Here is a 22,875-nt window from a genome sequence, read left to right on the forward strand (position 1 = left end):
CTCTAACTCAAATTTAATGAATGCCCTTCATGGTTCATCACGCAAGCCCGAATCTTGGAGAGCGTGACTGACATGGCTAAAATCTCTATACGGAAACTGACACAAGCCCTGGCGGTTACGTCACTGGCTTGCGCAGCTATTGCTGTGGCGGCGATCGCTTACGACCAATACATTAGCCACCAGCGCGATGATGTGCTGGAAAGCAGGTATGCCTCTTATCTGCTGGCGGATGAATTGCGCCAGTCCAGTGATGATCTGACCCGACTGGCGCGGACCTATGTCGTTACGGGCGAGGCGAAATACGAAGCGCAATATAACGATATTCTGGCCATCCGTAACGGCGAGAAGGAAAGGCCGTCGGGCTATAACGGGATCTACTGGGATTTTGCTGCCGCCGACCGTCCGGTTCCGGCATCAAGCGGCGTTACCAAATCCTTGCTCGATTTGATGCGTGACGCTGGTTTCTCTAAGGCCGAGTTTGATTTCCTGGAGCAGGCGCAGGCCAATTCGGACGGCCTGGTCTCGCTTGAAGTTCGCGCGATGAATGCGGTTAAGGGCACCTTTGCTGATGCGAACGGCAAATATACCGTGAAGGGAGAGCCCGATCCTGCGCTGGCGATCGAGCTTTTGCATTCGAGCACCTACCACAGTTACAAAGCCGATATTATGGAGCCGGTCGACGCGTTTTTCCGCGCGATGGAGGGGCGTTTCTCGAGCCAGCTTGATGCGCTTGCAACCAAGGCGAGTATTGGCACGGCTATCGTGTTTTTTGCCGCAGCGGTTCTTCTGTGTAACGCGGTTGCGTCGGCTGTCGTGATGGCCCGGCGGGTGCTGAAGCCGCTTTTGTCGCTAAGCGATGCGATGCTCAAAATGGGCGAAGGCGAAGACGTCTCGGAAATTCCCGGCTGCGAACTGGAAGATGAATTCGGTGCAATGGCGCGCCAGACCCGTGCCTTCAAAGGGCGTTCTGATGAGGCTGTCGTGCTGGCCGCGCAAGTCCGAGATGAGTCTGAAAGGGCCCGTCAGGCTGCCGAACTGCAAAAAGAGGCGGCCGCGAAAGCAGCGGAACTCGCCAAAGAACAGCAAGAAAGAATGCAAAGCGAGCTACAGCAAATGGAGGCTGCGAACCGCTTTCAAAATGACTTGGCTCAGACACTTCAGGCGGCAACGGCGGGGAATCTTGGCTCCCGGGTAGATGTCCCGCACGATTTCGAGCTTGGAGTCCAGATTGCAGAAGCCGTGAATGATACGCTCGATACGCTGGAAAGAACATTGGCATCAATTGCCGAGGCGATGGGCCATATCGCGCAGGGGGAGCTATCAGTCGCGATCCGGGATAGCTATCCAGGCCGCTATGGCGAGGTTCTGGCGAGTGCCGAAAAGGCGCGCAGCACCTTGGTCGAGATCGTGGGGTCTGCGCAGCATAACTTCGATGATCTGAGTGCCGGAACCATGGAAATTTCGGGCGCGATCAATGAACTGTCGCGCCGAACAGAAACCGCTGCTGCGACTATAGAGCAGACTTCGGCGGCGCTGACCGAGTTGAATACCTCGGTTGCGTCTGTGGCAGAAGCAACTGCACGTGTAGATACTGTTCTGGCGAAGGCAAATGAAACTGCGAAAGATAGTGATGCCATTCTGTCCAAAGCGGTGGATTCAATGGAAAGCATTGCGGACTTCTCGCAAAAGATCGGCACGATTACCGATGTTATCAATGACATCGCATTCCAGACGAATCTTCTGGCCCTGAATGCGGGGGTCGAGGCTGCCCGGGCTGGCGAGGCTGGCCGGGGTTTCGCAGTGGTTGCGTCCGAAGTTCGGGCGCTGGCGCAACGAGCCTCCGAGGCGGCGTTGGACATTTCCTCCCTCATCAGCAACAGTGACCAGCAGGTCCAGAACGGTGTGCGTCTGGTAAGTGACACCAGTTCTGCCCTGCAAGCGGTGATCCAGTCGATTCAGAATATCTCGTCCGATGTGACCCATATTGCACAATCGACGCGAGAGCAGGCTATCGGCATGGACGAGATCGGGGATGCGGTTAGCAACATCGACTCCGTCTCACAGTCGAACAGTAGCATGGTTCTGGAAACGACCTCGGCCAGCAAGGCTCTTCTGGGCAAGGTCGAAGCGCTCAAGCGGGAATTTACCTGGTTCAAAATCGCGGGATCGGCTGCTGGCAGCCTTAATACGGCGCATGAGGAAGACGTGGAATTCCGGCGGGCCGGATGAAGGCAACTCGAAAAGTGTGTCGGTATACGGCTGCCCCGCATCGGGCCGAAACCGGCGTTTTACGGGGGGGCAGCTAGATGCGTATTGCGCGATCAGCAAAACGAAGGGCGCCCGAAGGCGCCCTTTATTTAACCTAGCGCGTCGTTACAGCGCTTGCAGGTGTGCGGATGCTGGTGCGTGCCGACATCGGGCAGGATCTTCCAGCAGCGCTCGCATTTCTCGCCGATAGCCCGCTCGAACACGACGGCGACGCCCGGAACTTCGGGGAAGCGGAACGCCTCGTTCGGGGCGGGGTCTGCGGTCAATTGCAGCGCCGAGGTGATGCACATGTCTTCGAACGGCACCGACTTGAGGCGGGCCAGAAGATCGCCGTCTTCGACGTGAACCACCGGGGAGGCCTCAAGAGAGGCGCCGATAACCTTTTCGGTCCGCTGCACCTCAAGAGCAGCCGTCACGGCCCGACGTGCGCGGCGGATGTCGTCCCATTTCGTTGCCAGATCGGGGTTAAGCCATTCCGCAGGCGTCTGCGGGAAGTCCTGCAAATGGATCGACGACTCCGCGCCGGGGAAGCGCGACAGCCACACGTCTTCCATCGTGAAGCACAGGATCGGCGCAAGCCATGTTGTCAGGCGATGGAACAGCAAATCCAGCACCGTGCGGGTCGCGCGGCGCGTGACCGACAAGGCCGGATCGCAATAGAGCGCGTCCTTGCGGATGTCGAAGTAGAAGGCCGACAGATCGACGGTGCAGAAGTTGAACAGGGTCTGGAACACGCCCTGGAAGTCGAAGGCCGCATAGCCCTCGCGCACCTGCGTATCCAGCTGCGCCAGACGGTGCAGCACCCATTGCTCCAGTTCGGGCATATCGGCGGTGTCAAGGCGCTCTGCCTCGTCAAAGCCGTTCAGCGCACCCAGCATGAATCGCAGCGTGTTGCGCAGGCGGCGGTAGCTGTCGGCGGTGCCTTTCAGGATCTTCGCGCCGATCCGCAGGTCGACGGTGTAATCTGACTGCGCCACCCACAAGCGCAGGATGTCGGCGCCGTATTGGTCGATCACCTCTTGCGGCGCGACGGTGTTGCCAAGCGATTTGGACATCTTCATGCCCTTCTCGTCCAGCGTGAACCCGTGCGTCACCACGTTGCGATAGGGCGCGCGACCCTTGGTGGCGCAGGCTTGCAGCATCGAGGAATGGAACCAGCCGCGGTGTTGGTCGGTGCCTTCCAGATAGACGTCCGCAATCCCGTCGGCGGTGCCGTCTTCACGGTCGCGCAACACGAAAGCGTGCGTCGACCCGGAGTCAAACCACACGTCCAGCACGTCGAAGACCTGATCGTAGTCGTCAGCGGTGACGATGTTGCCCAGAACGCGGGCCTTGAAGCCCTCTTCATACCAGACGTCTGCGCCTTTGGCTTCGAACTCGGCGGCGATGCGTGCGTTCACCTCGGCGTTGCGCAACAGGAAGTCCGCGTCCGTCGGCTTGGCGCCTTTCTTGGTGAAGCAGGTCAGCGGCACGCCCCACGCGCGTTGACGCGAGAGAACCCAGTCAGGGCGGTTCTCGATCATCGAGAACAGGCGGTTCTGACCCGTTTGCGGGGTGAACTTGACCAGCTCCTTGATCGAGGTGAGCGCGCGCGCACGGATCGTGTCGCCATGCGCGCCCATGCCATCGTCAAGCTTATGATCAATCGCGGCAAACCACTGCGGCGTGTTGCGGAAGATCAGCGGGGCTTTCGAGCGCCACGAATGCGGGTAGGAGTGCTTGACCTTGCCCTTCGCCAGCAGCTTGCCTGCCCAGGCGAGGTGCTTGATGTTCGACACATTGGCCGGGCCTTCCTTGCCGTCGGGCAGGATGATCGCCTCGCCGCCAAAGATCGGCAGGTCTTTGCGATACGACCCGTCCGGCTCGACGTTATAGGTCATCGGCAGGCCAAATTTCAGGCCAAGCTGATAGTCGTCGTCGCCGTGGCTCGGCGCCGTGTGGACAAAGCCCGTGCCCGCGTCATCGGTCACATGGTCGCCCGGCAGCATCGGCACATCATAGTCCCATTCGCCATTGCCGTTCTCGACGCCCGCATAGGGGTGGCGCAGGATCATGCCCTCGAATTCCGAAGTGGCCACATCGCGGACGCGGGTGAAGGCTTCGACCTTGGCGGCAGTCATCACCGATTGCGCAAGGCTATCGGCCAGAACCAGCAATTCGCCCTCGGTCGCGGTGGAATTGTCGGCCAGCGTATCGACACGGTAAAGCCCGTAGGACATCGCCGGCCCATAGGCGACCGCGCGGTTTTGCGGGATCGTCCACGGCGTCGTCGTCCAGATCACAACCGAGGCCTGCAACAGTTCGGTGTTCATGCAGCCGTCCAGCTCGGGGAAGTGGGCGCCCGAGGCAACGGCGAACCGCACCCAGATCGTGTGCGAGGTGTGGTCGTGGTATTCGACCTCGGCCTCGGCCAGCGCGGTCTTTTCGACCGGCGACCACATGACGGGCTTGGAGCCTTGGTAAAGCGAGCCGTTCATCAGGAACTTCATGAACTCTTCGGCGATGACCGCTTCGGCGTGGTAGTTCATCGTCAGGTAGGGGTCGGCCCAGTTGCCGATCACGCCCAGACGTTTGAACTCTTCGCGCTGGATGTCGACCCAACCCTCGGCGAACTTGCGGCATTCCTGACGGAAGGCGATGATGTCCACCTCGTCCTTGTCCAGCCCTTTGGCGCGGTATTGCTCTTCGATCTTCCATTCGATCGGCAGGCCGTGGCAATCCCAACCCGGCACATAGCGCGCGTCATGGCCCATCATCTGGTGCGCGCGGACGATGAAGTCCTTGATCGTCTTGTTCAGCGCGTGGCCGATATGCAGATGCCCGTTCGCATAGGGAGGGCCATCGTGCAGCGTAAACGGCTTGCGCGAGCCATCCTTGGCCTTGTCGCGCAGGCGGTCATAGATGCCAAGGCTTTCCCAGCGGGCCAGCCATTCAGGCTCGCGCTGCGGAAGGCCCGCACGCATCTGGAAATCGGTTTCGGGCAGGAAGACGGTGTCGCGATAGTCGGATTGGGTTTCGGGCGTGTCGGAACACATGGTGGGTAAATCCTTGGAAGTTCGGGGCGCGTATTGCCCTCGGTCGGGGGCCGCGCGGCTGGCGGCCCAGGTCTCAGCATATCCCGGCTACCCTGACGCGTCAGAGCGCCGGGCCGGTAATTCGCAAGCTGAGATCAAGATAGGTCATGCCCGCCTTATAGGGGGCGCTGCATGGCGCGGCAAGCGGGGAAAAGGGGTGGTTGCTCTTCACGCCGCTGGCCGGATCGCATAGGCTGGGCGGAACGGATCAGGAGGCCCAGATGAGCGACGAGACACAGATGCTGACCCCCGAGCAGGTTACGGCCCTGTTTACCCGCTCGGGTGGTGAATATCTGTTTGCGCGATGGGGCTGTCCGATTGTGCCGGTGGTGTTTGGCGTCGATCAGGCGACGCTTCAGGTGGTCAAAGGCGCGGTCGAGGCGGTTGTCGCGCTGTCGGGTCACAAGATGGCCGAGACGGACATGCATATCGGCGCGAATCTGATGATCTTTTTCTTCCGTGACTGGCAGGAATTGCTTGAGGTGCCCAACCTCGACCAGATGATCGAGGGCTTGCAGGATATTGTTGCGCGGCTCGATGATCAGGGGGCGAACCAGTATCGCGTGTTCCGCTTTGACAAGGATGGCTCGATCCGGGCTTGCTTCTCGTTCGTGCGGATGGATGCGGCGCTGGATGAGGTTCCGGCCGAGACTATCGCGCTGAGCCAGGCGGTGCAGATGATCCTGCTGTGGTCGGATACCGGCTTTGCCGCCGGTGCGGCGCTGGCGCAGGTGGGCGGGGTGACGGTGCTGCGCCCGGAATATGCGGCGTTGATTGCGGCGGGGTATGATCCGGTGATGCCGGTCGTCGCGCAGGATGCGAGCCATGCTTTGCGGCTGGCCGCGCGTGCGCAGGTGCGTCGCGCCGAGGCCGAGGCGGCAGCAGCCGCGCTTGCCAGCGATCTGGCGCGCGTGCAGGAAAGCGCTCCGCCTGAAGATCCCGATCTTAAGGTCGACCCGGAATAGGCGCGGGGGACTCCGAACCTTGGCGTCTGTAACAAAACAATGATGTAACTAGGGATCAGGTTTCACGGAGTGCGGGACATGCGTGAATTCCAGCTGTGGGTCTATTACGAAGACACCGTGGCGATGGATTTTTCTGTGAAATGTTAATTGAAAACAATATGTTACTATTGTTCAATTTTTTAGCAGGAATTAAGGCTACCAAAAAGCTACCAAATGAGATGCTCGAATTTAATGAGTTCTTAAGCTTTTGCGGGCCATAAAGCGGCGTAGTCTTGGTGACTTCCGAGAGTCCTCTGCGCGTATGATTGCTCGGCGTGGTATGCCGTTGAAGTGGTTTTCGGTGGACCTTTCGGTGGCGTAAAATCGGGCAAACTAGCAGGGCAAAAATCGGGCCGCCTTGGCATGTAAAGAGTGCGCATCAGCGAAGTCTTGGGGCAGATGCTGTTGTCATTCAGGCGACGGCTACATTGTGCAATGCTCGCGCTCGACGCGGATGCAGCGGTAGTCGTTCATCCGCTCCATCGCCTCGGCGCCGTTGCGCCCGCGATTGCCGCCGAGCATCATGTCGGTCCAGAGCGTGCAGCACAGGAGCCGGGTGCGGCCGAGGATGATCTCGTGCTGCTGCACAAAGCGGGCGCCCATCCCCTGCGCGATGGCCTCGAGCTTGTCCTCGCGGTCCAGCCGCCCGTCGTAATAATCGTGATTGCCCGGAAAGATGCAGACCTTCGAGAGGTCGATGTGCTGGCCGATGCTTGCCAGCGCATATTTCCAGCGCACATGGGCCTTGTTGCTCAGGTCGCCCGCGATCAGCAGAAGATCAACCCCCGAGAAATCCGCGTTCGCCAGCGGGTCCTTTCCGGCCTCTTGCCAGAAGTCATGATGCAGGTCCGCAAGGATCAGGATTTTCGGCATGACCAAACCTCAAAGTTACTTGCACAAATGACCATTCAGATAGTCGATTGTTGGGAAAGGGTGGCCAGGATGTCAGCCATTCCGCTTGTCCTGCGGCATCTAGCGTTAGTTGAAAGCCGGGCGTCCAGCCCGAGACGTCATGCAGAACTGCTTGAATCTGCCCTAACCTGATCCTTCCCATAAGGCGCTGTTTTCAAAAGAAAACCACCGAAGTCGAAACTTCGGTGGTCACGTTATGCTTTCCGTAATGGACAAAAACCTACCGGAATGGACATTTTATGCGACGCCGCACAAGACGCCGCACACCAATCAGCCGCATTTCGAGTGGCCGCAGTCTGCACAGGTCATGCAGCCTTCGACTTTGCGCATCGCGTAGGAGCCGCAGGACGGGCAGGCTTGTCCGCGCGGAGGCTCGCCCACGGCGATGGCCTCGGCTTTCGGGTCGGATTTCAGTCCCTTGCCCTCGCCTTCGATGAACCCGATCGAGATCATGTGACGCTCGATCACGCCACCGATCGCGGCAAGGATCGAGGGGATGTATTGCCCTTGCATCCATGCGCCGCCGCGCGGGTCGAACACGGCTTTCAGCTCTTCAACCACGAAGGACACATCGCCGCCTCGGCGGAACACGGCCGAGACCATGCGGGTCAGCGCAACCGTCCAGGCAAAATGCTCCATGTTCTTCGAGTTGATGAACACCTCGAACGGGCGGCGATGCCCGCCTTGGATGATGTCGTTGACGGTGATGTAGATCGCGTGCTCGGAGCCCGGCCATTTGATCTTGTAGGTCGAGCCTTCCAGCTCGGCCGGGCGATCCAGCGGCTCGGTCAGGTAAACGACATCTGCGCCCTCATCGACCTCGGGTGCCTTTTCGGTCTTCTCGGAAACGGTCAGCACCGAGCCTGTCACATCGTTCGGGCGGTAAGTGGTGCAGCCTTTGCAGCCGGTCTCGAAGGCTTCCATGTAGACGTCTTTGAAGGCGTCGAACGAGATGTCCTCGGGGCAGTTGATGGTTTTCGAGATCGAGCTGTCGATCCATTTTTGCGCGGCAGCCTGCATTTTGACGTGCGCCATCGGGGCCAGCGTCTGCGCGTTCACGAAATAGTCGGGCAGCGGCTTGTCACCGAATTTGTCGCGCCACATCTGCACGGCGTAATCGACGACTTCTTCTTCGGTGCGCGAGCCGTCCTTTTGCAGAACCTTGCGGGTGTAGGCATAGGCGAAGACCGGCTCGATCCCCGAGCTGACGTTGCCTGCATAAAGCGAGATCGTGCCGGTCGGCGCAATCGAGGTAAGCAGCGCGTTACGGATGCCATGTTCGCGGATCGCGTCGCGCACATCGTCGTCCATCTGCATCATGTTGCCGCTTGCCAGATATTTCTCGGCATCGAACAGCGGGAAGGCGCCCTTTTCCTTGGCCAGCTCGACCGAGGCCAGATAGGAGGCGCGCGCGATCAGCTTCATCCAGGCTTCGGTCTGGGCGGCGGCCTCGTCCGAGCCGTATTTCAGGCCCAGCATCAGCAGCGCGTCGGCAAGGCCGGTCACGCCAAGGCCGATGCGGCGCTTGTTCTGCGCCTCTTCGGCCTGCTGCGGCAGCGGGAAGCGCGAGGCGTCAACCACGTTATCCATCATGCGGATCGCAAGCCGCACGAGGTTATCAAGCGCTTCGGGGTCCAGCTCGGCATTGGCCTCGAACGGGTTGGTCACCAGACGCGCAAGGTTGACCGAGCCAAGCAGGCACGCGCCATAGGGCGGCAGCGGTTGCTCGCCACAGGGGTTCGTTGCCGCGATGCTTTCGCAATAGGACAGGTTGTTCATCTTGTTGATGCGGTCGATGAAGATCACACCCGGCTCGGCGAAATCATAGGTCGCCCGCATGATCTTGTTCCACAGATCGCGCGCGGGGAGCGTGTGATAGACCTTGTCCTCGAACACCAGCTCCCACGGCTTGTCGGCCTTGACAGCCTCCATGAAGGGGTCGGTCACCAGAACCGACAGGTTGAACATGCGCAGGCGGGCCGAATCCTGCTTGGCGGTGATGAACTGCTCAATATCGGGGTGGTCGCAGCGCATCGTCGCCATCATCGCGCCGCGGCGCGAGCCTGCCGACATGATGGTGCGACACATCGCGTCCCAGACATCCATGAACGATAGCGGGCCAGAGGCATCCGCCGCCACGCCTTTGACAGCCGCGCCGCGCGGGCGGATCGTCGAGAAGTCATAGCCGATGCCGCCGCCTTGCTGCATGGTCAGCGCGGCCTCTTTCAGCATGTCGAAAATGCCCGACATCGAATCCGGCACCGTGCCCATGACGAAGCAGTTGAACAGCGTGACGGCGCGACCCGTGCCCGCGCCGGCGGTGATCCGGCCAGCAGGGAGGTATTTGAAATCCTCCAGCGCGCCGTAAAAACGCTCTTCCCAGATCTTGGGGTCTTTTTCGACTTCGGCCAGCGCGCGGGCGATTCGGCGCCAACTGTCTTCGATGGATTTGTCTACCGGAGTGCCGTCGGCCTCTTTCAGGCGATATTTCATGTCCCAGATCTGTTCAGCGATTGGGGCGGCAAAGCGGCTCATCCGGTCGTCCTCTTCGAAGATGTCTATATGTTGATTAGAGGTAAAGAAGATACGCAAACCCTTGCGTCCGGTCAACGGATTGCAGCCCTCTCCAACGGATTATATTGTGGATCAAATGGAAGGGCGTGGCCGATATGGTGCATCTGATCAAGCTGTGTGTGGGCGCGGAACGCGTAGAGGATCTGCTGGAATGGCAGGCGCAGCGCTATGGGAGTGGCCCCGCGGCCCATGTCACACGGATGTGGCCCAAGCGCGGCGATGAGATCCTTGACGGCGGCTCTTTGTATTGGGTTTTCAAAGGCGTGGTGCTGGCGCGGCAACGCGTGATTGATCTTGAAGAGGTCATCGGCGCGGACGGAATCGCACGGTGCCGCATTGTTCTGGACCGCGAGGTCGTGCGCACCGAGGCGCTGCCGCGCCGCCCGTTTCAGGGCTGGCGCTATCTTAAGCCCGAGGATGCGCCCCGCGATCTGCCCAAAGGGCGTGACCGCGAAGAGGCGCTGCCGCGCGACCTTGTCAGCGCGCTTTCCGAGATCGGGTTGCGTTAACGCAGAATCGGTGGCTTGGCCGGATCCATCCCCGGTGCGGTGAGTTTCAGCTCTTGCACTTCTTCCTCGATCCGCTCGGGCAGATGCAGCACCAGCGCCTTTTCCAGCAAGATTTGCGCGGCCGGTTCGGCCTCATCAAGGAAGGTCACATCAAGCTCGCCCGCATCAAGGCCGGAAAAGGCCAGCGCTTCGGCCATCGCCTTGGCAATGCCTGCGCGCGCAGGCTCGGGGGCGCCCAGAAAGGCCAGAACATGCCCGCGGTGCCCGTCTTCATAGGTGACGCCGCCAAGTAGGGCGTGGCTGGCCAGTCCGGCAAGCTGATCGAATTTCGCCTCGAACGCGGGCAGGAGAAGGCCCAGAATGGCAGGCGGCAGGGCAGGGGCGTCAAATGCCACCGGATGGGCCGAGCGCGCCTCGGGCGTATGGGTCAGCGTGTCGGTCAGCCATTCCAGCGCCTCGGGCGGCAAAAGCATGGCCGAGGCCGCAACCCCAAGGTTCACCCCCAGCCCGATCCCTTCGCCCACCAGATGTTGCGCAATCACCCGACCGGGGAGCGCGGCATAGGGCATCGGCTCGTCTGCGAAGTCCGCCAGCCGTTCCTCCATATCAAAGGCCAGCACGAAATCGCCCTCATCGGCCGAGAAAAGCTGCGGGCGGATGTCGTCGCCCTCGGGCTCTTCCTCCAGCAGCAGGAACAGCTCGGCATCGGCCAGACGGTCATAGACCGCCAGACGCAGAGCTTCGTTTTCAGGGTCGGCTTCCATCGCCGCATGGGCGCGATCATAGGGCGTCATCTCAGAACCTCCTTCACCCGCTGGCGGAGCGCGGGCAGAAGCTCTGCCCCGAACCACGGGTTACGTTTCAGCCATCCCGTATTGCGCCACGACGGATGAGGCAAGGGAAAGGCGGCCGGAGCGTGGTTTTGCCACGCTTTCACCGTGTCAGTCACATTCGCCGCTTTCAGGTGCCAGCGTTGTGCGGCGCCACCCACCAGAAGCGTCAGATCCACGGGGCCGATTTCGCGCATCACCCGCTCGCGCCATGTGTGCGCGCAAATCGGCGGCGGGGGCAGGTCTGCGCCTTTCGCATTATAGCCCGGAAAACAAAACGCCATCGGCACGATCGCAAGTTTTGAGCGATCATAGAAATCCGCGTCCGAAATCCCCATCCATTCGCGCAGCCTGTCGCCCGATGGGTCGGTGAAGGGGCGCCCGCTTTCATGCACGCGCGCGCCTGGTGCCTGCCCGACAATAAGGATCCGCGCCCGTCCGGGGTGAAACCAGACCACAGGGCGGGGCTGATGCCGGGTCCGGGTTTGCGCAAACCGCGCGGCACATAACCGGCAGGCGGAGATATCATCGGCAAGCGCCATTTTGCCCTCCTGCGCCCTAATCAATCATCGTTTCGTGTATCGCAACAAATCACACTCTCCTGTAGAGAATAAGCTCCATTAGACATATTCTTGCCCTAATGGGCCCGTATGGGCGTTTGTTAACGATTTTCGGGAAAGGTGTGAGATGCACCCGCAGCAGAGTTAAAAGCAGGAACTATCGGGGGCAGCGGTAGGGCAATGCTTGAGTTCGACAACGTCAGCAAGTCCTTTTGGACAGGCAAGCAGCGCAAGGTCATCCTTGATCGCGCCAGCTTTCGTGTGGAGCTGGGGAACTCGCTGGGTATTCTGGCGCCGAACGGCACCGGCAAGACAACGCTGATCAACATGATGGCAGGGCTTGAGAAACCCGATGAAGGCACTATCCACAAGACATGCCGGGTATCCTTCCCGCTTGGCTTCATGGGGGGCGTCGTCAGCAAGCACACCGCACGCGAAAACGCGCGCTTTATAGCGCGGCTTTACGGGCTGGACCCGGATTATGTTGAAGCCTTCTGCCGCTGGCTCTGCGGCATCGAGGAATATTTCGACATGCCGCTCGGCACCTATTCTCAGGGGATGCGTTCGCGCTTTACGTTTTCTCTCATGCTTGCGCTCGAGTTCGATATCTACCTGATCGACGAAGGGATGCCGTCCACGACCGATGTCGAGTTCAACCGCAAAGCCGGCTCGATCCTGCGGGACCGTCTGCAAAATGCCACCGTGATCGTGGTGTCGCATCAGGCCGAAACGCTTGAGAAATTCTGTCGCTCGGCGGCTGTTCTGAAGAACGGCCAGCTTTATTTGTTCGATACTCTGGAAGAAGCGAAACGGATGTATGACTATTCCTAAGGCAATGAAATACCGTTTCCGTCGCAATGCTCCGTCGCTGGCGCGGCCACAAAACGCTGCGCCCGAATCTGCGCCGTCCGCCGAAGACATGCCCTTTGCCAGCGCCCATGACGACGGCTTCGGCAACCAGTCTTTCGTGAAACCCGAAACCCCGTCCGAGGGGGAGGCGCTGGCTCCGGGCGAAAAAACCACCGAACAGGAGATCGAGGCGATCCGGGCCGAAGGCCTGACCGGTCGGCAGTTGCGGTTGGCGCGGCGGATGGCGCAGAAACACGGGATCGAGGCGACCTCGGATTTCGAGGCGGTGCTGTTCTTGCGCCGCAAAGGGGTCGACCCGTTCGACCGCGCGAATATTCTGCAAATGGTCAAGGGCGCGGGCGATCAGACCTCTAACGCATTGGCGCGGATCGACGGCCCAGGGGCGGATGCGCGCACGCAGCTTCCGCAAACGCTCAAACCCGGCCAGGTGCCCTCGACCGAGGTCATGACCGAGGATCAGCGTGCCCGCGAGATCATCGCTATCCAGCGCGATATTGCCAAGCGGCGCCGCCGCAAGATTATGCTTCTGATGGCGCGACTGGCGTTTTTCGTCTGGTTCCCCACGCTGATCGCGGGGTGGTATTTCTTCGCGATCGCGACGCCGCTTTATGCCACGAAATCGGAGTTCGTGATCCAGAAGGCGGATGGCGCCGCCGCGTCCGGCTTGGGTGGTCTGTTCTCGGGGACGCAACTGGCGACCTCGCAGGATTCGATCACGGTGCAAAGCTATATGCAGTCGCGTCAGGCCATGCTGCGCCTTGACGCGGATGAGGGCTTCAAGGCGCATTTCTCGCAGGACTGGATCGACCCGATCCGGCGTTTGCAGCCCGACGCCTCGAACGAGGATGCCTTCGAAGTCTACCGCGACATGGTGAAGATCGGTTACGATCCTTCCGAGGGGATCGTCAAAATGGAGGTTGTTGCCGCCGCCCCCGAGGTATCCGCGCGCTTTTCGGAGAAGCTGATTTCCTATGCTGAAGAGCAGGTGGACCAGTTGACCCAACGCCTGCGCGAGGACCAGATGCAGGGTGCGCGCGAAAGCTATACCGATGCCGAGCAGAAGGTCTTTGCCGCGCAGGCCAAGGTGCTGGAGCTGCAAGAGCAGGTTGGCATTCTGGACCCTGTCTCGGAAACCAATGTGGTGATGGGGCAAATCTCTGGCTTTGAAACGCAGCTGCAGCAAAAGAAACTGGAGCTGGGACAACTTTTGGACAATGCGCGCCCGAACGAAGCGCGGGTGGCGGGTGTGAAGGGCGATATTGCGCGGCTTGAGCGGCTGATCGGGGAATTGCGCTCGCAACTGACAACGCAGGCGGGGCCGGCGGGTGAATCGCTGGCCTCTGTCACCGGGCAGTTGCGTATCGCCGAGGCCGAGTTGCAGACCCGCGAGCTGTTGCTAAGCACCGCTGCCCAGCAGATGGAGGCAGCGCGCATCGAGGCGAACAAGCAGGTGCGCTATCTGGAAATGGGCGTCAGTCCCATCGCGCCCGACGAGCCGACCTATCCGCGCGCATTCGAGAACACACTGTTGGCATTTTTGATCTTCTCAGGCATTTACCTCATGCTGTCACTGACCGCGTCGATCCTGCGCGAGCAGGTGTCGAGCTAAGGACCGGAGAGAACGATGAAAGATGTGACGATCGGCGGGCTGACCGTCGGGAATGACCGTGCGCTGACGGTGATCGCGGGGCCGTGTCAGCTTGAGACGCTCGACCATGCGCTGATGATCGCAGAAAAAATGGCGCGCACCTGCGAGGCGGCGGGTGCGCAATACATCTTCAAGGCCAGCTACGACAAGGCGAACCGCACCTCGCTCAAGGGCAAGCGTGGCGTCGGGATCGAGGCCGGGCTGAAGGTGCTGGAGACCGTGCGCGCCGAGATCGGCTGTCCGGTGCTGACCGATGTGCACGATATTGCGCAGACCCGCCTTGCGGGCGAGGTCGTCGATGTTCTCCAGATCCCGGCGTTCTTGTGTCGCCAGACCGACCTTCTGCTCGCTGCGGGCGAGACCGGTAAAGTGGTCAACATCAAGAAGGGGCAATTTCTTGCGCCTTGGGATATGCCCAATGTGGCCGACAAGGTGGCCTCGACCGGCAATGACAGGATCATGCTGACCGAGCGGGGCACCTCCTTCGGGTATAACACGCTGGTGGCCGATATGCGCGGTCTGCCCGAAATGATGAAAACCGGCTATCCGGTCATTATGGACGCGACCCATTCGGTGCAGCAGCCGGGCGGTCAGGGCGGATCATCCGGTGGTCAGCGCGAGTTTGCGCCGGTGATGGCGCGCTGTGCGGTGGCGATGGGGATTGCGGGCGTGTTCATCGAGACCCATGAGGAGCCGGACACAGCCCCTTCGGACGGGCCGAATATGATCCGTCTCGACGAGATGCCCGCGCTGGTCAATACGCTGATGGCCTTTGATCGTTTGGCTAAGGAAAACCCGATCCGTCTTGATCGGTAATGAATATGTAACAGGACGAACGCAGCGGGCGATATACTAGCGCCCGGATTCCCGGGGGGGCGGCCTGTTGTAACTGACAGGCCGCAAAAAAGGCCCGCCGGAGGGGCGGGCCTTTCGGAATTATTCGTTCCAGGCTTTGTCTTCGCCACCCAAACCGCCGATCTGGACGCGGGTCGGAAGGCCAATCCGGTCGAGGATCGCGAAGAAGGGTTTCGGGTCCAGCTCTTCGACGTTTTTCATCGTCTTGGCGTCCCATTCGCCGGTGGCGATCAGCATGGCTGCGGCAACGGGCGGCACTCCGGCAGTATAGGAAATGCCCTGCGAGCCGACCTCGTTATAGGCCTCTTTATGGTCCGCGACGTTGTAGACGAAAACTTCGAAATCCTTGCCGTCCTTGGTGCCTTTCACCAGATCACCAATGCAGGTCTTGCCGGTGTAGTTCGGCGCCAGCGAGGACGGATCGGGCAGCACGGCCTTGACCACCTTGAGCGGCACGACCTCTTGGCCTTCGGCAGTTTTCACCGGCTGTTCGGACAGAAGGCCAAGGTTTTGCAGCACGGTGAAGACATTGATGTAATGCTCGCCAAAGCCCATCCAGAAGCGCACATCGGCTTGCGGATAGTTGGTCGCCAGCGAGTGCACCTCGTCATGGCCCGACTGATAGGCGCGGCAGGTGCCGACAACGGGCAGATCCCAGTCGTGGCCCGTCTCGAACATCTTCTTCTCTTTCCACTGCTGGTCTTCCCAGTAGTAGACGACGCCGGTGAATTCGCGGAAGTTGATTTCGGGGTCGAAGTTCGTGGCGAAATATTTGCCGTGCGAGCCTGCGTTGATGTCCACGATGTCGATGGATTTGACCTCATCCATCATGTCGATCGCAAAGCGCGCATAGGCGTTCACGACGCCCGGATCGAAGCCTGCGCCAAGGATCGCGGTCACGCCCTTCTCGGCGCAAAGATCGCGCTTTTTCCACTCGTAGTTCGCATACCACGGCGGGGCTTCGCAGATCTTCGTCGGGTCTTCGTGGATGGCCGTGTCGATATAGGCGGCACCCGTTTCGATACAGGCGTCCAGAACGGTCATGTTCACAAAGGCCGAGCCGACGTTAAGCACGATTTGCGCGCCGGTCTGGCGGATCAGCGCTGCAACGGCAGCCGAATCCATCGCGTCGACCGCATGGGCCTCGAACGTGCCTTGCACCTTCATCGCGTGTTTCTCGTGAACGCTGGCGATGATCGCGTCACATTTCGATTTCGTTCGCGACGCAATATGCAGATTACCCAGAATATCGTTGTTCTGGGCGCACTTATGCGCGACGACTTGTGCCACGCCGCCCGCACCGATGATGAGCACGTTCTTTTTCACTTCGGCTGTCTCCTTTGCAACTGGACAGGGGAAGGGGGCTTTTAACCCTCAGGACAACGAGGAGGCATAATCCTCGTAGGTGAAGCTGCGCACAAGGCGCTCGGACCCGTCGAGTTCACGGATCGCGATCGACGGCATGTTAACACCGTTGAACCAGTTTTTCTTGACCATCGTGTAACCGGCGGCGTCTTGCACCGAAATCCGGTCGCCGATTTGCAGCGGCGCGGGGAAGCGCGCATCGCCGAAAATATCGCCTGCAAGGCAGGATTTACCGCAGATCTGATAGTCGTGATCGCCCGTCTGCGGCAGTTTGGCGTTTTCGCGGTAGATCAAGAGATCAAGCATATGGGCTTCGATGCTGGAATCGACGATCGCCAGTTTCTTGCCGTTATCCAGAAGGTCGAGCACCGTCACTTCAAGCGTCGTCGATTTGGTGATCGAGGCTTCGCCCGGCTCCAGATAGACCTGCACTCCGAATTTTTCGGAAAACGCCTTGAGCCGGTCCGCGAGCGCGTCAATCGGATAGCCTTCGCCGGTGAAATGGATGCCGCCGCCAAGCGAGACCCAGTCAAGCCGCTCCAGCACGGGGGCGAACTCGGTTTCGATACGGGTGAGCTGCTGGTCGAACAGATCGAAATCGGCGTTCTCGCAGTTGTAGTGGATCATCACGCCGGTGATCTTGTCGATCACGCCCATGATCTTGGCCACGTCCCATTCGCCAAGCCGCGAGAAGGGGCGCGCGGGGTCGGCCAGGTCAAAGCCGCTGGTCGAAAACCGCGGGTTCAGGCGCAGGCCGCGCTGGATATGGGCCGATTGGCCCTCGAACCGCTCAAGCTGACCGACGGTGTTGAAGATGATCTTGTCGGCATAGGAAATTGCCTCGTCGATCTCGCGGTCGGACCATGCGACGGAATAGGCGTGGGTTTCCTTGCCGAACTTCTCGCGACCAAGGCGCAGCTCGAACAGCGACGACGAGGTCGTGCCATCCATATAGTCGCGCATCGTGTCGAAGGCGGACCATGTCGCAAAGCATTTCAGCGCAAGCAAGGCCTTCGCCCCCGAGCGTTCGCGCAGGCGCTGCACCTTTTGCATGTTGTCGAGAAGGCGCGCCTTGTCGATCAGGTAATAGGGCGTCGGAATCATGGCTCCCCCCCAAGCGGCAAATCAGGCCCGCCGTATAAGGGCCAGCGCCGCATGAAGCAAGGGAAAGAAATGTGACAAAGGGTCAGTCAACGCGCAGCCTGTCAGGTGCAACCGACAGCGTATAGCCCCTGCGCGAGACATTGCGGACCAAGAGTTCTGCGACCAGTTGGTTGCCAAGCGCATCGCGCAACCGCTTGATGCGGGTGGCGCCCGCGGCCTCTTCGCAGTCGGACTCGGGTTTGCCAGAGATCATCGCCTCGATCTGTGTGCCCGATACGAACTCCTCATCCATCCGCGCCTCGGCCAGAACGGCGAGGGTCTCGATGGTTGCGGGGGTCAGGGTAAAGGCCATATCGTTCAGGATGACGGTGTTTTCGCCGCGCAGGATGCGCAGCGATTGCACCTCGATGCCCGTGCGGCGGATCTCGGTCATGCGGCGATTGAGCGCGGCGATCAGCAGCAGGAAAACCAGTGCCGCAATCAGCAGGCAGGCGGCAAAGACCAAGAGGATAAAGATGATCGTGCGGTAAGAGGCCAGCACCTCGGCAAAGGCCGTGCCCGATTGCGCCAATACCTCGAGCAGTTTGATTTCGCTCGCGCCGGTGAGGGCGTCATTCTCGATGAAAATCCGCTCGACCCGCGCGTTAAAGGCATTGGCGTCGGGCAGGGACAGAAACAGCAATAGCGCCGCAATGGCGAGGGTCGCGGTGATCGCCACCACCCCCCATACCAGCGCTCGGTTACCCGCCCGCAACCCCTCAGTAACGGAGGAAATACTGTCCCGCACTCGCCTTCCTTTCGGCCAACCCGTCATCGTCAAAGATGGAGAGGATATTTAAAAGCGTCCAGCCCTCGCGGGCAAGGCGCGGTGTCAATTCTGCGGTAGCGCCGGCCTTAGAGCAGGCCGCGTCCGAAAGTTGCGCCACACCATAGTGCAGGCGCAACGGGTCGTCTTGCTTGGCCTTGTAATCGGCATAGCACCCCGCCTGAGCAGCGGACGCGGCAAGAGACAAAAGGGTTATCAGAAGGATCTGTTTCATCATGTGGCCAAGCTGGGCGGAGTTGCGCCGATATACAATAACAAAGCGGCGAAACGGCGCTGATAGTCGATAACAAGCCCCCGATATTGCTTGTCTGGGCAGGCCGGATCGAGTGTGAACCCATCTTCAACGCGGGCCGCCGACGGCGCCTTGCCCGCCAGTAGTTAAGGACACACACGATGACCCGTTCGATTTTCAAACCGCTCGTTTCCACCCTGACTGCCGCTGCGATTGTGTTGGGGGTGGCGTCCTCTCCGGCGGCGGCTCTGGGCAAGAAAGAAAAAGACATTCTTGGCGCGCTGGTAGGGCTTGGAGCTGTTGCGATTATTGTTGACGGCCTGTCCAGGGATAACCCGCCGACCCGCGTCGCCCCGCCTGCGCGTGGCTGGGATGACCGCCGCGACTGGCGTGGTCATAAGTCGAGAAAAATCATCCCCTCCTATTGCGTCGATGATCTGCGTTCGCGTCGTGCGCGGTGGGACCGGATCGAGGTTGTCTCCGAGCGCTGCGTGGAGCGTGGCGACCGTCGCGTGAACCTGCCGCGCTCTTGCGAGATCGAACTGACCCACGTCGATTTCGACCGTCGCCGCAACGATTACCGCGACCGTCGGGGCATGTATGAACTGCGCTGCCTTGAACGCCACGGCTATCGCGTTGAGCGTCGCCGCTAAAGAATTCGTCGGGCAGGCTGGGGCATCCGGCCGGACGAGGCGCGGGGGAGGGAAACCTTCCTCGCGTTTTTCATTGCAACCGTGCGCGCGGGCGGGCATCCCGATGGTATGAGCGAGAAACCCAATTATTCCTTTGAGATGTCTGCGCAGGCGCGCGGGCTATTGTGTGTGGCTGGCGTGGACGAGGTCGGGCGCGGCCCCCTATGCGGACCTGTGACGGCGGCGGCAGTGGTTCTGGACCCCGCGCGTATCCCCGAGGGGCTGAACGATTCCAAAAAGCTAAGCGCGAAGCGGCGTGCCGCCCTTGCCGAAGAGATTCGCGCGACCGCGCGCTGGTGCGTGGCCCATGCCAGCGTCGAAGAGATCGATGCGATCAACATTTACCACGCCTCTCATCTGGCGATGTGCCGGGCCGTTGCGGGGCTGGATGTTGCGCCCGATCATGTGCTGGTCGATGGCAACCGCATACCCAAAGACCTGCCCCATTCGGCCGAGGCGATTGTGAAGGGTGACGGCCGGTCCGTGTCGATTGCGGCAGCCTCGATCCTCGCGAAAGAGGCGCGCGATTTGCTGATGGTGGATTTGGCGCAACAGTTTCCGGGCTACGGTTGGGAGCGAAATGCCGGATACCCGACAAAGGACCACCTCGAGGCACTCCTAAATCTTGGTGTAACCCCCGTGCATAGACGTTCCTTTAAGCCAGTGCACAATATCTTGTGCCAAGGTAAAAACTTAAGTGGTTGATTCAAAAAAGAAATTGACGTCGAATCGCCTTTGACTCATCTTTGTCATCACAAGATCGACACAAGTCGACAGACCCGAACGGGCAGTAAACGAGGCAGAAATGACAAAAGCACCCTCCCGTGCAGCGCATCCCGCGTTGCCGTTGAACCAGATTATTGCAGGCGATTGCATCGACGTGATGAATTCCCTGCCCGAAGCGAGCGTCGATCTGATTTTCGCAGATCCGCCGTATAATCTGCAACTGCGCGGGGACCTGCACCGCCCGGATAACTCCAAGGTTGACGCGGTCGACGACCACTGGGACCAGTTCTCGTCGTTTGCGAGCTACGACCAGTTCACACGCGACTGGCTTGCTGCCGCGCGCCGCATCCTCAAGCCGAACGGTGCGATCTGGGTGATTGGTTCCTATCACAATGTGTTCCGTCTGGGCGCCGAGCTGCAAAATCAGGGTTACTGGATTCTTAATGACGTCGTGTGGCGCAAATCGAACCCGATGCCGAACTTCCGCGGCAAGCGCCTGACGAACGCGCATGAGACGCTGATCTGGGCGTCGAAATCGGAAGCTGCCAAATATACTTTCAACTACGAGGCTTTGAAGGCGCTGAATGAAGGCGTGCAGATGCGCTCTGACTGGGTTCTGCCGATCTGCAACGGTTCAGAGCGCCTGAAGGATGACAACGGCGATAAGGCCCATCCGACGCAAAAGCCCGAAGCGCTGCTGCACCGCCTGATCGTTGGCACCACCAATCCGGGCGATGTGATCCTTGATCCGTTCTTCGGCACCGGCACCACGGGCGCTGTCGCCAAAATGTTGGGGCGCGAGTTCATCGGTATCGAGCGCGAAGAGGCGTATCGTGAAGTCGCGACCAAGCGTATCGCCAAGATCCGCAAGTTCGACAAAGAGGCGCTGGAGGTTTCGGCCTCGAAACGCGCCGAGCCGCGCGTGCCTTTTGGGCAAGTGGTCGAGCGCGGGATGCTGCGTCCGGGCGAAGAGCTGTTCTCGATGAACGGTCGTCACAAGGCGAAGGTTCGCGCAGATGGCACGCTGATTGGCGACGATGTGAAGGGCTCGATCCATCAGGTCGGCGCACATCTTGAGGGCGCGCCCTCGTGCAACGGCTGGACCTACTGGACCTTCAAGCGCGACGGCAAGCATGTGCCGATCGACGTGCTGCGCCAGCAGATCCGCGCAGAGATGCACTAAGCCACGAATTTAACGGTTTACCGCCGGTGCCTGTGGTCCGCCCGCAGGCGCAACCTTGCCCCGCCGTTCGATCGGCGGGGTCTTTTGGCATTTATGGGGTCAGATATGTTCCAGTTTGTTGCGCAACTCGCGCAGAACCGGCAGGGCGGCGCGGACTTTGTCGGCGCCGATGTCGCGCACGATGTCCCCGATCACTGGCATGAAAGAGGCCAGCGCCGCGTCGCGCGCGGACCGGCCAGCGGGCGAAATAGAGACCCATTTGCGCCGCGCGTCGTCCCAGTCGGGACGGATATGGACGTGCCCGGCCCATTCCAGTTTGGTCAAGGTATTGGTCATCGCGCCGCGGGTGACATGGAACGTCGCCGCAAGCTGGGCGGGCGTGCGCTCCTCGCCGGTATGGGCCAAGTGGTTCAGCACCGAGAAATGCGAGATTTCCATGCCCTTGGGTAAGGTGCGACTGACCACGTTGCGCGCCAGTTGATCCGCCATGAAAACTTCGGCGAACAGGGCTGCGGCAAGGGGGTCATTTTTCTTTTCGGTCATGGGCCAGAAAACTCCCTGTCATGGAGAAGGGACGGAACGCGGCCACGGGCTTTCGCGACCTCGTCCAGATCGAGATCGACAAAGGTCACGCCCGGTTCGGCTCCGGCATCGGCAAGCACCTCGCCCCAAGGGGCCACGGCCAGCGAATGCCCATAGGTCCGCCGCGCGCGGCCCTGATGGGCGGCATGTTCGCCGGTTTGCGCGGGCGCCAGAACGAAGCATCCGGTTTCGATCGCACGGGCGCGCAGCAGGGTTTCCCAATGTGCGGCGCCGGTCGTGTCATTGAAGGCCGCCGGAACGGTCAGGATGCTGGCGCCGGCTTTGGCCAGGTGCCGGAACAGATAGGCAAAGCGCAGATCGTAGCATATCGACAGCCCCACGGTGCCGAATGGTGTGTCGGCAATGACGGCGCGATCCCCCGGACGGTATCCCTCGGATTCGCGGTAGCTCTCGGTTGCTGAAACCGTGACGTCGAACATATGGATCTTGTCGTAGCGCGCCGCGATGGAACCGTCAGGCGCGATCAGGAGCGAGCGGTTCGCAAAGCGCCCGTCCGCGTCATCGGTTTTCAGCGCGAGCGAGCCGATCAGCAGCCACACCCCATGCGCCGCCGCATCGGCGCGCAAGGCGGCGAGTGTTTCATCCTCATCCTCGCGGCGCAGCACGGCGCGCTGATGGGCGCGGTCGGACGAGAGGATATTCGTGCACTCCGGCGTCAGAATGAACTCTGCGCCGCCTGCCTTTGCCTCGGCCACCATCGCGCGGGTGCGCAACAGATTCGCCTCGGGATCATCCGAGACCGAAAGCTGAAGGAGGGCCGCGCGGAGCATCATTCAGCCCGCCAGCAGCGCGTCAAGCTTGCCCGCGTGATCCAGCGCGTGCAGGTCGTCACAACCGCCGATGCTTTGGCCCGCGATGAAAATTTGCGGCACGGTGCGGCGGCCATTGGCGCGTTGCATCATGGCGGCGCGCAGCTCGGGGTTGGCGCCGACGTCGGTTTCTTCATAGGCGACGCCCTTTTGATCCAGCAGCCGCTTGGCGGCGATGCAGAACGGGCAGGTGCGGGTGGTGTAGATTTCAACGCGTTGCATGATGGTCCC

At 60.6% G+C, this 22,875-nt stretch carries 21 protein-coding genes; 9 read left to right on the top strand and 12 right to left on the bottom strand.

Annotated elements, in window-relative coordinates; all coding sequences use genetic code 11:
• The first annotated feature begins 63 nt into the window (after positions 1-63).
• Positions 64-2,229: a methyl-accepting chemotaxis protein gene (locus tag RYZ20_RS07660; protein ID WP_317672207.1), complete on the top strand. Its 2,166-nt coding sequence runs from the start codon at positions 64-66 to the stop codon at positions 2,227-2,229.
• A 128-nt stretch (positions 2,230-2,357) separates the two neighbouring features.
• On the opposite strand, the gene ileS is transcribed toward RYZ20_RS07660, so the two are convergent.
• Positions 2,358-5,303 carry an isoleucine--tRNA ligase gene (gene ileS, locus RYZ20_RS07665; RefSeq protein WP_317672071.1) on the bottom strand — a complete coding sequence of 982 codons (2,946 nt, stop codon included), beginning with the start codon at positions 5,301-5,303 and terminating at the stop codon, positions 2,358-2,360.
• A 260-nt stretch (positions 5,304-5,563) separates the two neighbouring features.
• On the opposite strand from ileS, the gene RYZ20_RS07670 reads away from it, so the two are divergent.
• Positions 5,564-6,307 carry a hypothetical protein gene (locus RYZ20_RS07670; RefSeq protein ID WP_317672074.1) on the top strand — a complete coding sequence of 248 codons (744 nt, stop codon included), beginning with the start codon at positions 5,564-5,566 and terminating at the stop codon, positions 6,305-6,307.
• A 462-nt stretch (positions 6,308-6,769) separates the two neighbouring features.
• On the opposite strand, the gene RYZ20_RS07675 is transcribed toward RYZ20_RS07670, so the two are convergent.
• Together RYZ20_RS07675 and RYZ20_RS07680 are read right to left on the bottom strand one after the other, a co-directional pair.
• The gene (locus RYZ20_RS07675; protein WP_317672076.1) at positions 6,770-7,219 is read right to left on the bottom strand and encodes a metallophosphoesterase; all 450 of its coding nucleotides are present in this window, start codon (positions 7,217-7,219) and stop codon (positions 6,770-6,772) included.
• Between the two features lie 309 nt (positions 7,220-7,528).
• Positions 7,529-9,793: an adenosylcobalamin-dependent ribonucleoside-diphosphate reductase gene (locus tag RYZ20_RS07680; protein WP_317672078.1), complete on the bottom strand. Its 2,265-nt coding sequence runs from the start codon at positions 9,791-9,793 to the stop codon at positions 7,529-7,531.
• A gap of 125 nt (positions 9,794-9,918) precedes the next feature.
• Between RYZ20_RS07680 and RYZ20_RS07685 the strand changes: the two genes are divergently transcribed.
• Entirely contained in the window at positions 9,919-10,341 is a 423-nt protein-coding gene (locus RYZ20_RS07685) for a DUF1489 family protein (RefSeq protein WP_317672209.1), read from the top strand.
• Here RYZ20_RS07685 and RYZ20_RS07690 read toward each other — a convergent pair.
• Positions 10,338-11,135: an SseB family protein gene (locus RYZ20_RS07690; RefSeq protein ID WP_317672080.1), complete on the bottom strand. Its 798-nt coding sequence runs from the start codon at positions 11,133-11,135 to the stop codon at positions 10,338-10,340. The genes RYZ20_RS07685 and RYZ20_RS07690 overlap by 4 nt on opposite strands.
• Positions 11,132-11,713: a uracil-DNA glycosylase family protein gene (locus RYZ20_RS07695; protein ID WP_317672082.1), complete on the bottom strand. Its 582-nt coding sequence runs from the start codon at positions 11,711-11,713 to the stop codon at positions 11,132-11,134. Before RYZ20_RS07695 ends, RYZ20_RS07690 begins: the two co-directional genes overlap by 4 nt.
• 198 nt (positions 11,714-11,911) lie before the next feature.
• Here RYZ20_RS07695 and RYZ20_RS07700 point away from each other — a divergent pair, with 198 nt between their 5' ends.
• Genes RYZ20_RS07700 through kdsA form a run of 3 tightly spaced genes read left to right on the top strand, consistent with a single transcriptional unit; the run spans position 11,912 to position 15,065 of the window.
• Positions 11,912-12,562, top strand: coding sequence for an ABC transporter ATP-binding protein (locus tag RYZ20_RS07700; protein ID WP_317672084.1), 651 nt, complete (start codon positions 11,912-11,914; stop codon positions 12,560-12,562).
• Positions 12,563-12,566: 4 nt separating this feature from the next.
• Positions 12,567-14,210, top strand: a complete 1,644-nt coding sequence (locus RYZ20_RS07705) for a KpsE/RkpR family capsule polysaccharide export protein (RefSeq protein ID WP_317672086.1) — start codon at positions 12,567-12,569, stop codon at positions 14,208-14,210.
• Between the two features lie 15 nt (positions 14,211-14,225).
• Positions 14,226-15,065 (top strand): 3-deoxy-8-phosphooctulonate synthase, encoded by an 840-nt coding sequence (gene kdsA, locus RYZ20_RS07710; RefSeq protein ID WP_317672088.1) that lies wholly within the window; start codon positions 14,226-14,228, stop codon positions 15,063-15,065.
• 120 nt (positions 15,066-15,185) lie between these two features.
• Here the strand turns inward: kdsA and RYZ20_RS07715 are convergent, their stop codons facing one another.
• From RYZ20_RS07715 to RYZ20_RS07730, 4 genes are all read right to left on the bottom strand, one after another.
• Entirely contained in the window at positions 15,186-16,430 is a 1,245-nt protein-coding gene (locus RYZ20_RS07715) for a saccharopine dehydrogenase family protein (protein WP_317672090.1), read from the bottom strand.
• Between the two features lie 48 nt (positions 16,431-16,478).
• On the bottom strand, positions 16,479-17,573 hold the full coding sequence (locus RYZ20_RS07720) for a carboxynorspermidine decarboxylase (protein WP_317672092.1): 1,095 nt from the start codon (positions 17,571-17,573) through the stop codon (positions 16,479-16,481).
• A gap of 82 nt (positions 17,574-17,655) precedes the next feature.
• Positions 17,656-18,360, bottom strand: coding sequence for a winged helix-turn-helix domain-containing protein (locus tag RYZ20_RS07725; RefSeq protein WP_317672094.1), 705 nt, complete (start codon positions 18,358-18,360; stop codon positions 17,656-17,658).
• Entirely contained in the window at positions 18,332-18,613 is a 282-nt protein-coding gene (locus tag RYZ20_RS07730) for a hypothetical protein (RefSeq protein ID WP_317672211.1), read from the bottom strand. Before RYZ20_RS07730 ends, RYZ20_RS07725 begins: the two co-directional genes overlap by 29 nt.
• 179 nt (positions 18,614-18,792) lie before the next feature.
• Here RYZ20_RS07730 and RYZ20_RS07735 point away from each other — a divergent pair, with 179 nt between their 5' ends.
• The 3 genes from RYZ20_RS07735 (at position 18,793) to RYZ20_RS07745 (ending at position 21,232) form a co-directional block, all read left to right on the top strand.
• Positions 18,793-19,284: a hypothetical protein gene (locus tag RYZ20_RS07735; protein ID WP_317672096.1), complete on the top strand. Its 492-nt coding sequence runs from the start codon at positions 18,793-18,795 to the stop codon at positions 19,282-19,284.
• A gap of 108 nt (positions 19,285-19,392) precedes the next feature.
• A complete protein-coding gene (rnhB, locus tag RYZ20_RS07740) occupies positions 19,393-20,028 on the top strand; it encodes a ribonuclease HII (protein ID WP_317672098.1) in 636 nt (211 codons plus the stop codon).
• A gap of 100 nt (positions 20,029-20,128) precedes the next feature.
• On the top strand, positions 20,129-21,232 hold the full coding sequence (locus RYZ20_RS07745) for a site-specific DNA-methyltransferase (RefSeq protein ID WP_317672100.1): 1,104 nt from the start codon (positions 20,129-20,131) through the stop codon (positions 21,230-21,232).
• Between the two features lie 99 nt (positions 21,233-21,331).
• On the opposite strand, the gene RYZ20_RS07750 is transcribed toward RYZ20_RS07745, so the two are convergent.
• Genes RYZ20_RS07750 through grxC form a run of 3 tightly spaced genes read right to left on the bottom strand, consistent with a single transcriptional unit; the run spans position 21,332 to position 22,866 of the window.
• Positions 21,332-21,775: a MarR family winged helix-turn-helix transcriptional regulator gene (locus RYZ20_RS07750; protein WP_317672102.1), complete on the bottom strand. Its 444-nt coding sequence runs from the start codon at positions 21,773-21,775 to the stop codon at positions 21,332-21,334.
• Positions 21,772-22,605 carry a carbon-nitrogen hydrolase family protein gene (locus RYZ20_RS07755; RefSeq protein ID WP_317672213.1) on the bottom strand — a complete coding sequence of 278 codons (834 nt, stop codon included), beginning with the start codon at positions 22,603-22,605 and terminating at the stop codon, positions 21,772-21,774. The genes RYZ20_RS07750 and RYZ20_RS07755 overlap by 4 nt, the downstream gene beginning before the upstream one ends.
• Before the next feature lie 3 nt (positions 22,606-22,608).
• Complete coding sequence (gene grxC, locus RYZ20_RS07760; protein WP_317672104.1) at positions 22,609-22,866, bottom strand: glutaredoxin 3; 258 nt, start codon at positions 22,864-22,866, stop codon at positions 22,609-22,611.
• Positions 22,867-22,875 lie beyond the last annotated feature (9 nt).

The organism is Pseudothioclava alba (genome assembly GCF_033100795.1).
In the GTDB taxonomy this organism is placed as follows: Bacteria; Pseudomonadota; Alphaproteobacteria; order Rhodobacterales; family Rhodobacteraceae; genus Pseudothioclava.

Coding starts and splice junctions, on each gene's coding strand:
- grxC (WP_317672104.1), bottom strand. CDS start 22,866: ATGCAACGCGTTGAAATCTACACCACCCGCACCTGCCCGTTCTGCATC.
- kdsA (WP_317672088.1), top strand. CDS start 14,226: ATGAAAGATGTGACGATCGGCGGGCTGACCGTCGGGAATGACCGTGCG.
- RYZ20_RS07750 (WP_317672102.1), bottom strand. CDS start 21,775: ATGACCGAAAAGAAAAATGACCCCCTTGCCGCAGCCCTGTTCGCCGAA.
- rnhB (WP_317672098.1), top strand. CDS start 19,393: ATGAGCGAGAAACCCAATTATTCCTTTGAGATGTCTGCGCAGGCGCGC.
- RYZ20_RS07755 (WP_317672213.1), bottom strand. CDS start 22,605: ATGCTCCGCGCGGCCCTCCTTCAGCTTTCGGTCTCGGATGATCCCGAG.
- RYZ20_RS07700 (WP_317672084.1), top strand. CDS start 11,912: ATGCTTGAGTTCGACAACGTCAGCAAGTCCTTTTGGACAGGCAAGCAG.
- RYZ20_RS07675 (WP_317672076.1), bottom strand. CDS start 7,219: ATGCCGAAAATCCTGATCCTTGCGGACCTGCATCATGACTTCTGGCAA.
- ileS (WP_317672071.1), bottom strand. CDS start 5,303: ATGTGTTCCGACACGCCCGAAACCCAATCCGACTATCGCGACACCGTC.
- RYZ20_RS07730 (WP_317672211.1), bottom strand. CDS start 18,613: ATGAAACAGATCCTTCTGATAACCCTTTTGTCTCTTGCCGCGTCCGCT.
- RYZ20_RS07695 (WP_317672082.1), bottom strand. CDS start 11,713: ATGGCGCTTGCCGATGATATCTCCGCCTGCCGGTTATGTGCCGCGCGG.
- RYZ20_RS07670 (WP_317672074.1), top strand. CDS start 5,564: ATGAGCGACGAGACACAGATGCTGACCCCCGAGCAGGTTACGGCCCTG.
- RYZ20_RS07720 (WP_317672092.1), bottom strand. CDS start 17,573: ATGATTCCGACGCCCTATTACCTGATCGACAAGGCGCGCCTTCTCGAC.
- RYZ20_RS07745 (WP_317672100.1), top strand. CDS start 20,129: ATGACAAAAGCACCCTCCCGTGCAGCGCATCCCGCGTTGCCGTTGAAC.
- RYZ20_RS07680 (WP_317672078.1), bottom strand. CDS start 9,793: ATGAGCCGCTTTGCCGCCCCAATCGCTGAACAGATCTGGGACATGAAA.
- RYZ20_RS07705 (WP_317672086.1), top strand. CDS start 12,567: ATGAAATACCGTTTCCGTCGCAATGCTCCGTCGCTGGCGCGGCCACAA.
- RYZ20_RS07690 (WP_317672080.1), bottom strand. CDS start 11,135: ATGACGCCCTATGATCGCGCCCATGCGGCGATGGAAGCCGACCCTGAA.
- RYZ20_RS07735 (WP_317672096.1), top strand. CDS start 18,793: ATGACCCGTTCGATTTTCAAACCGCTCGTTTCCACCCTGACTGCCGCT.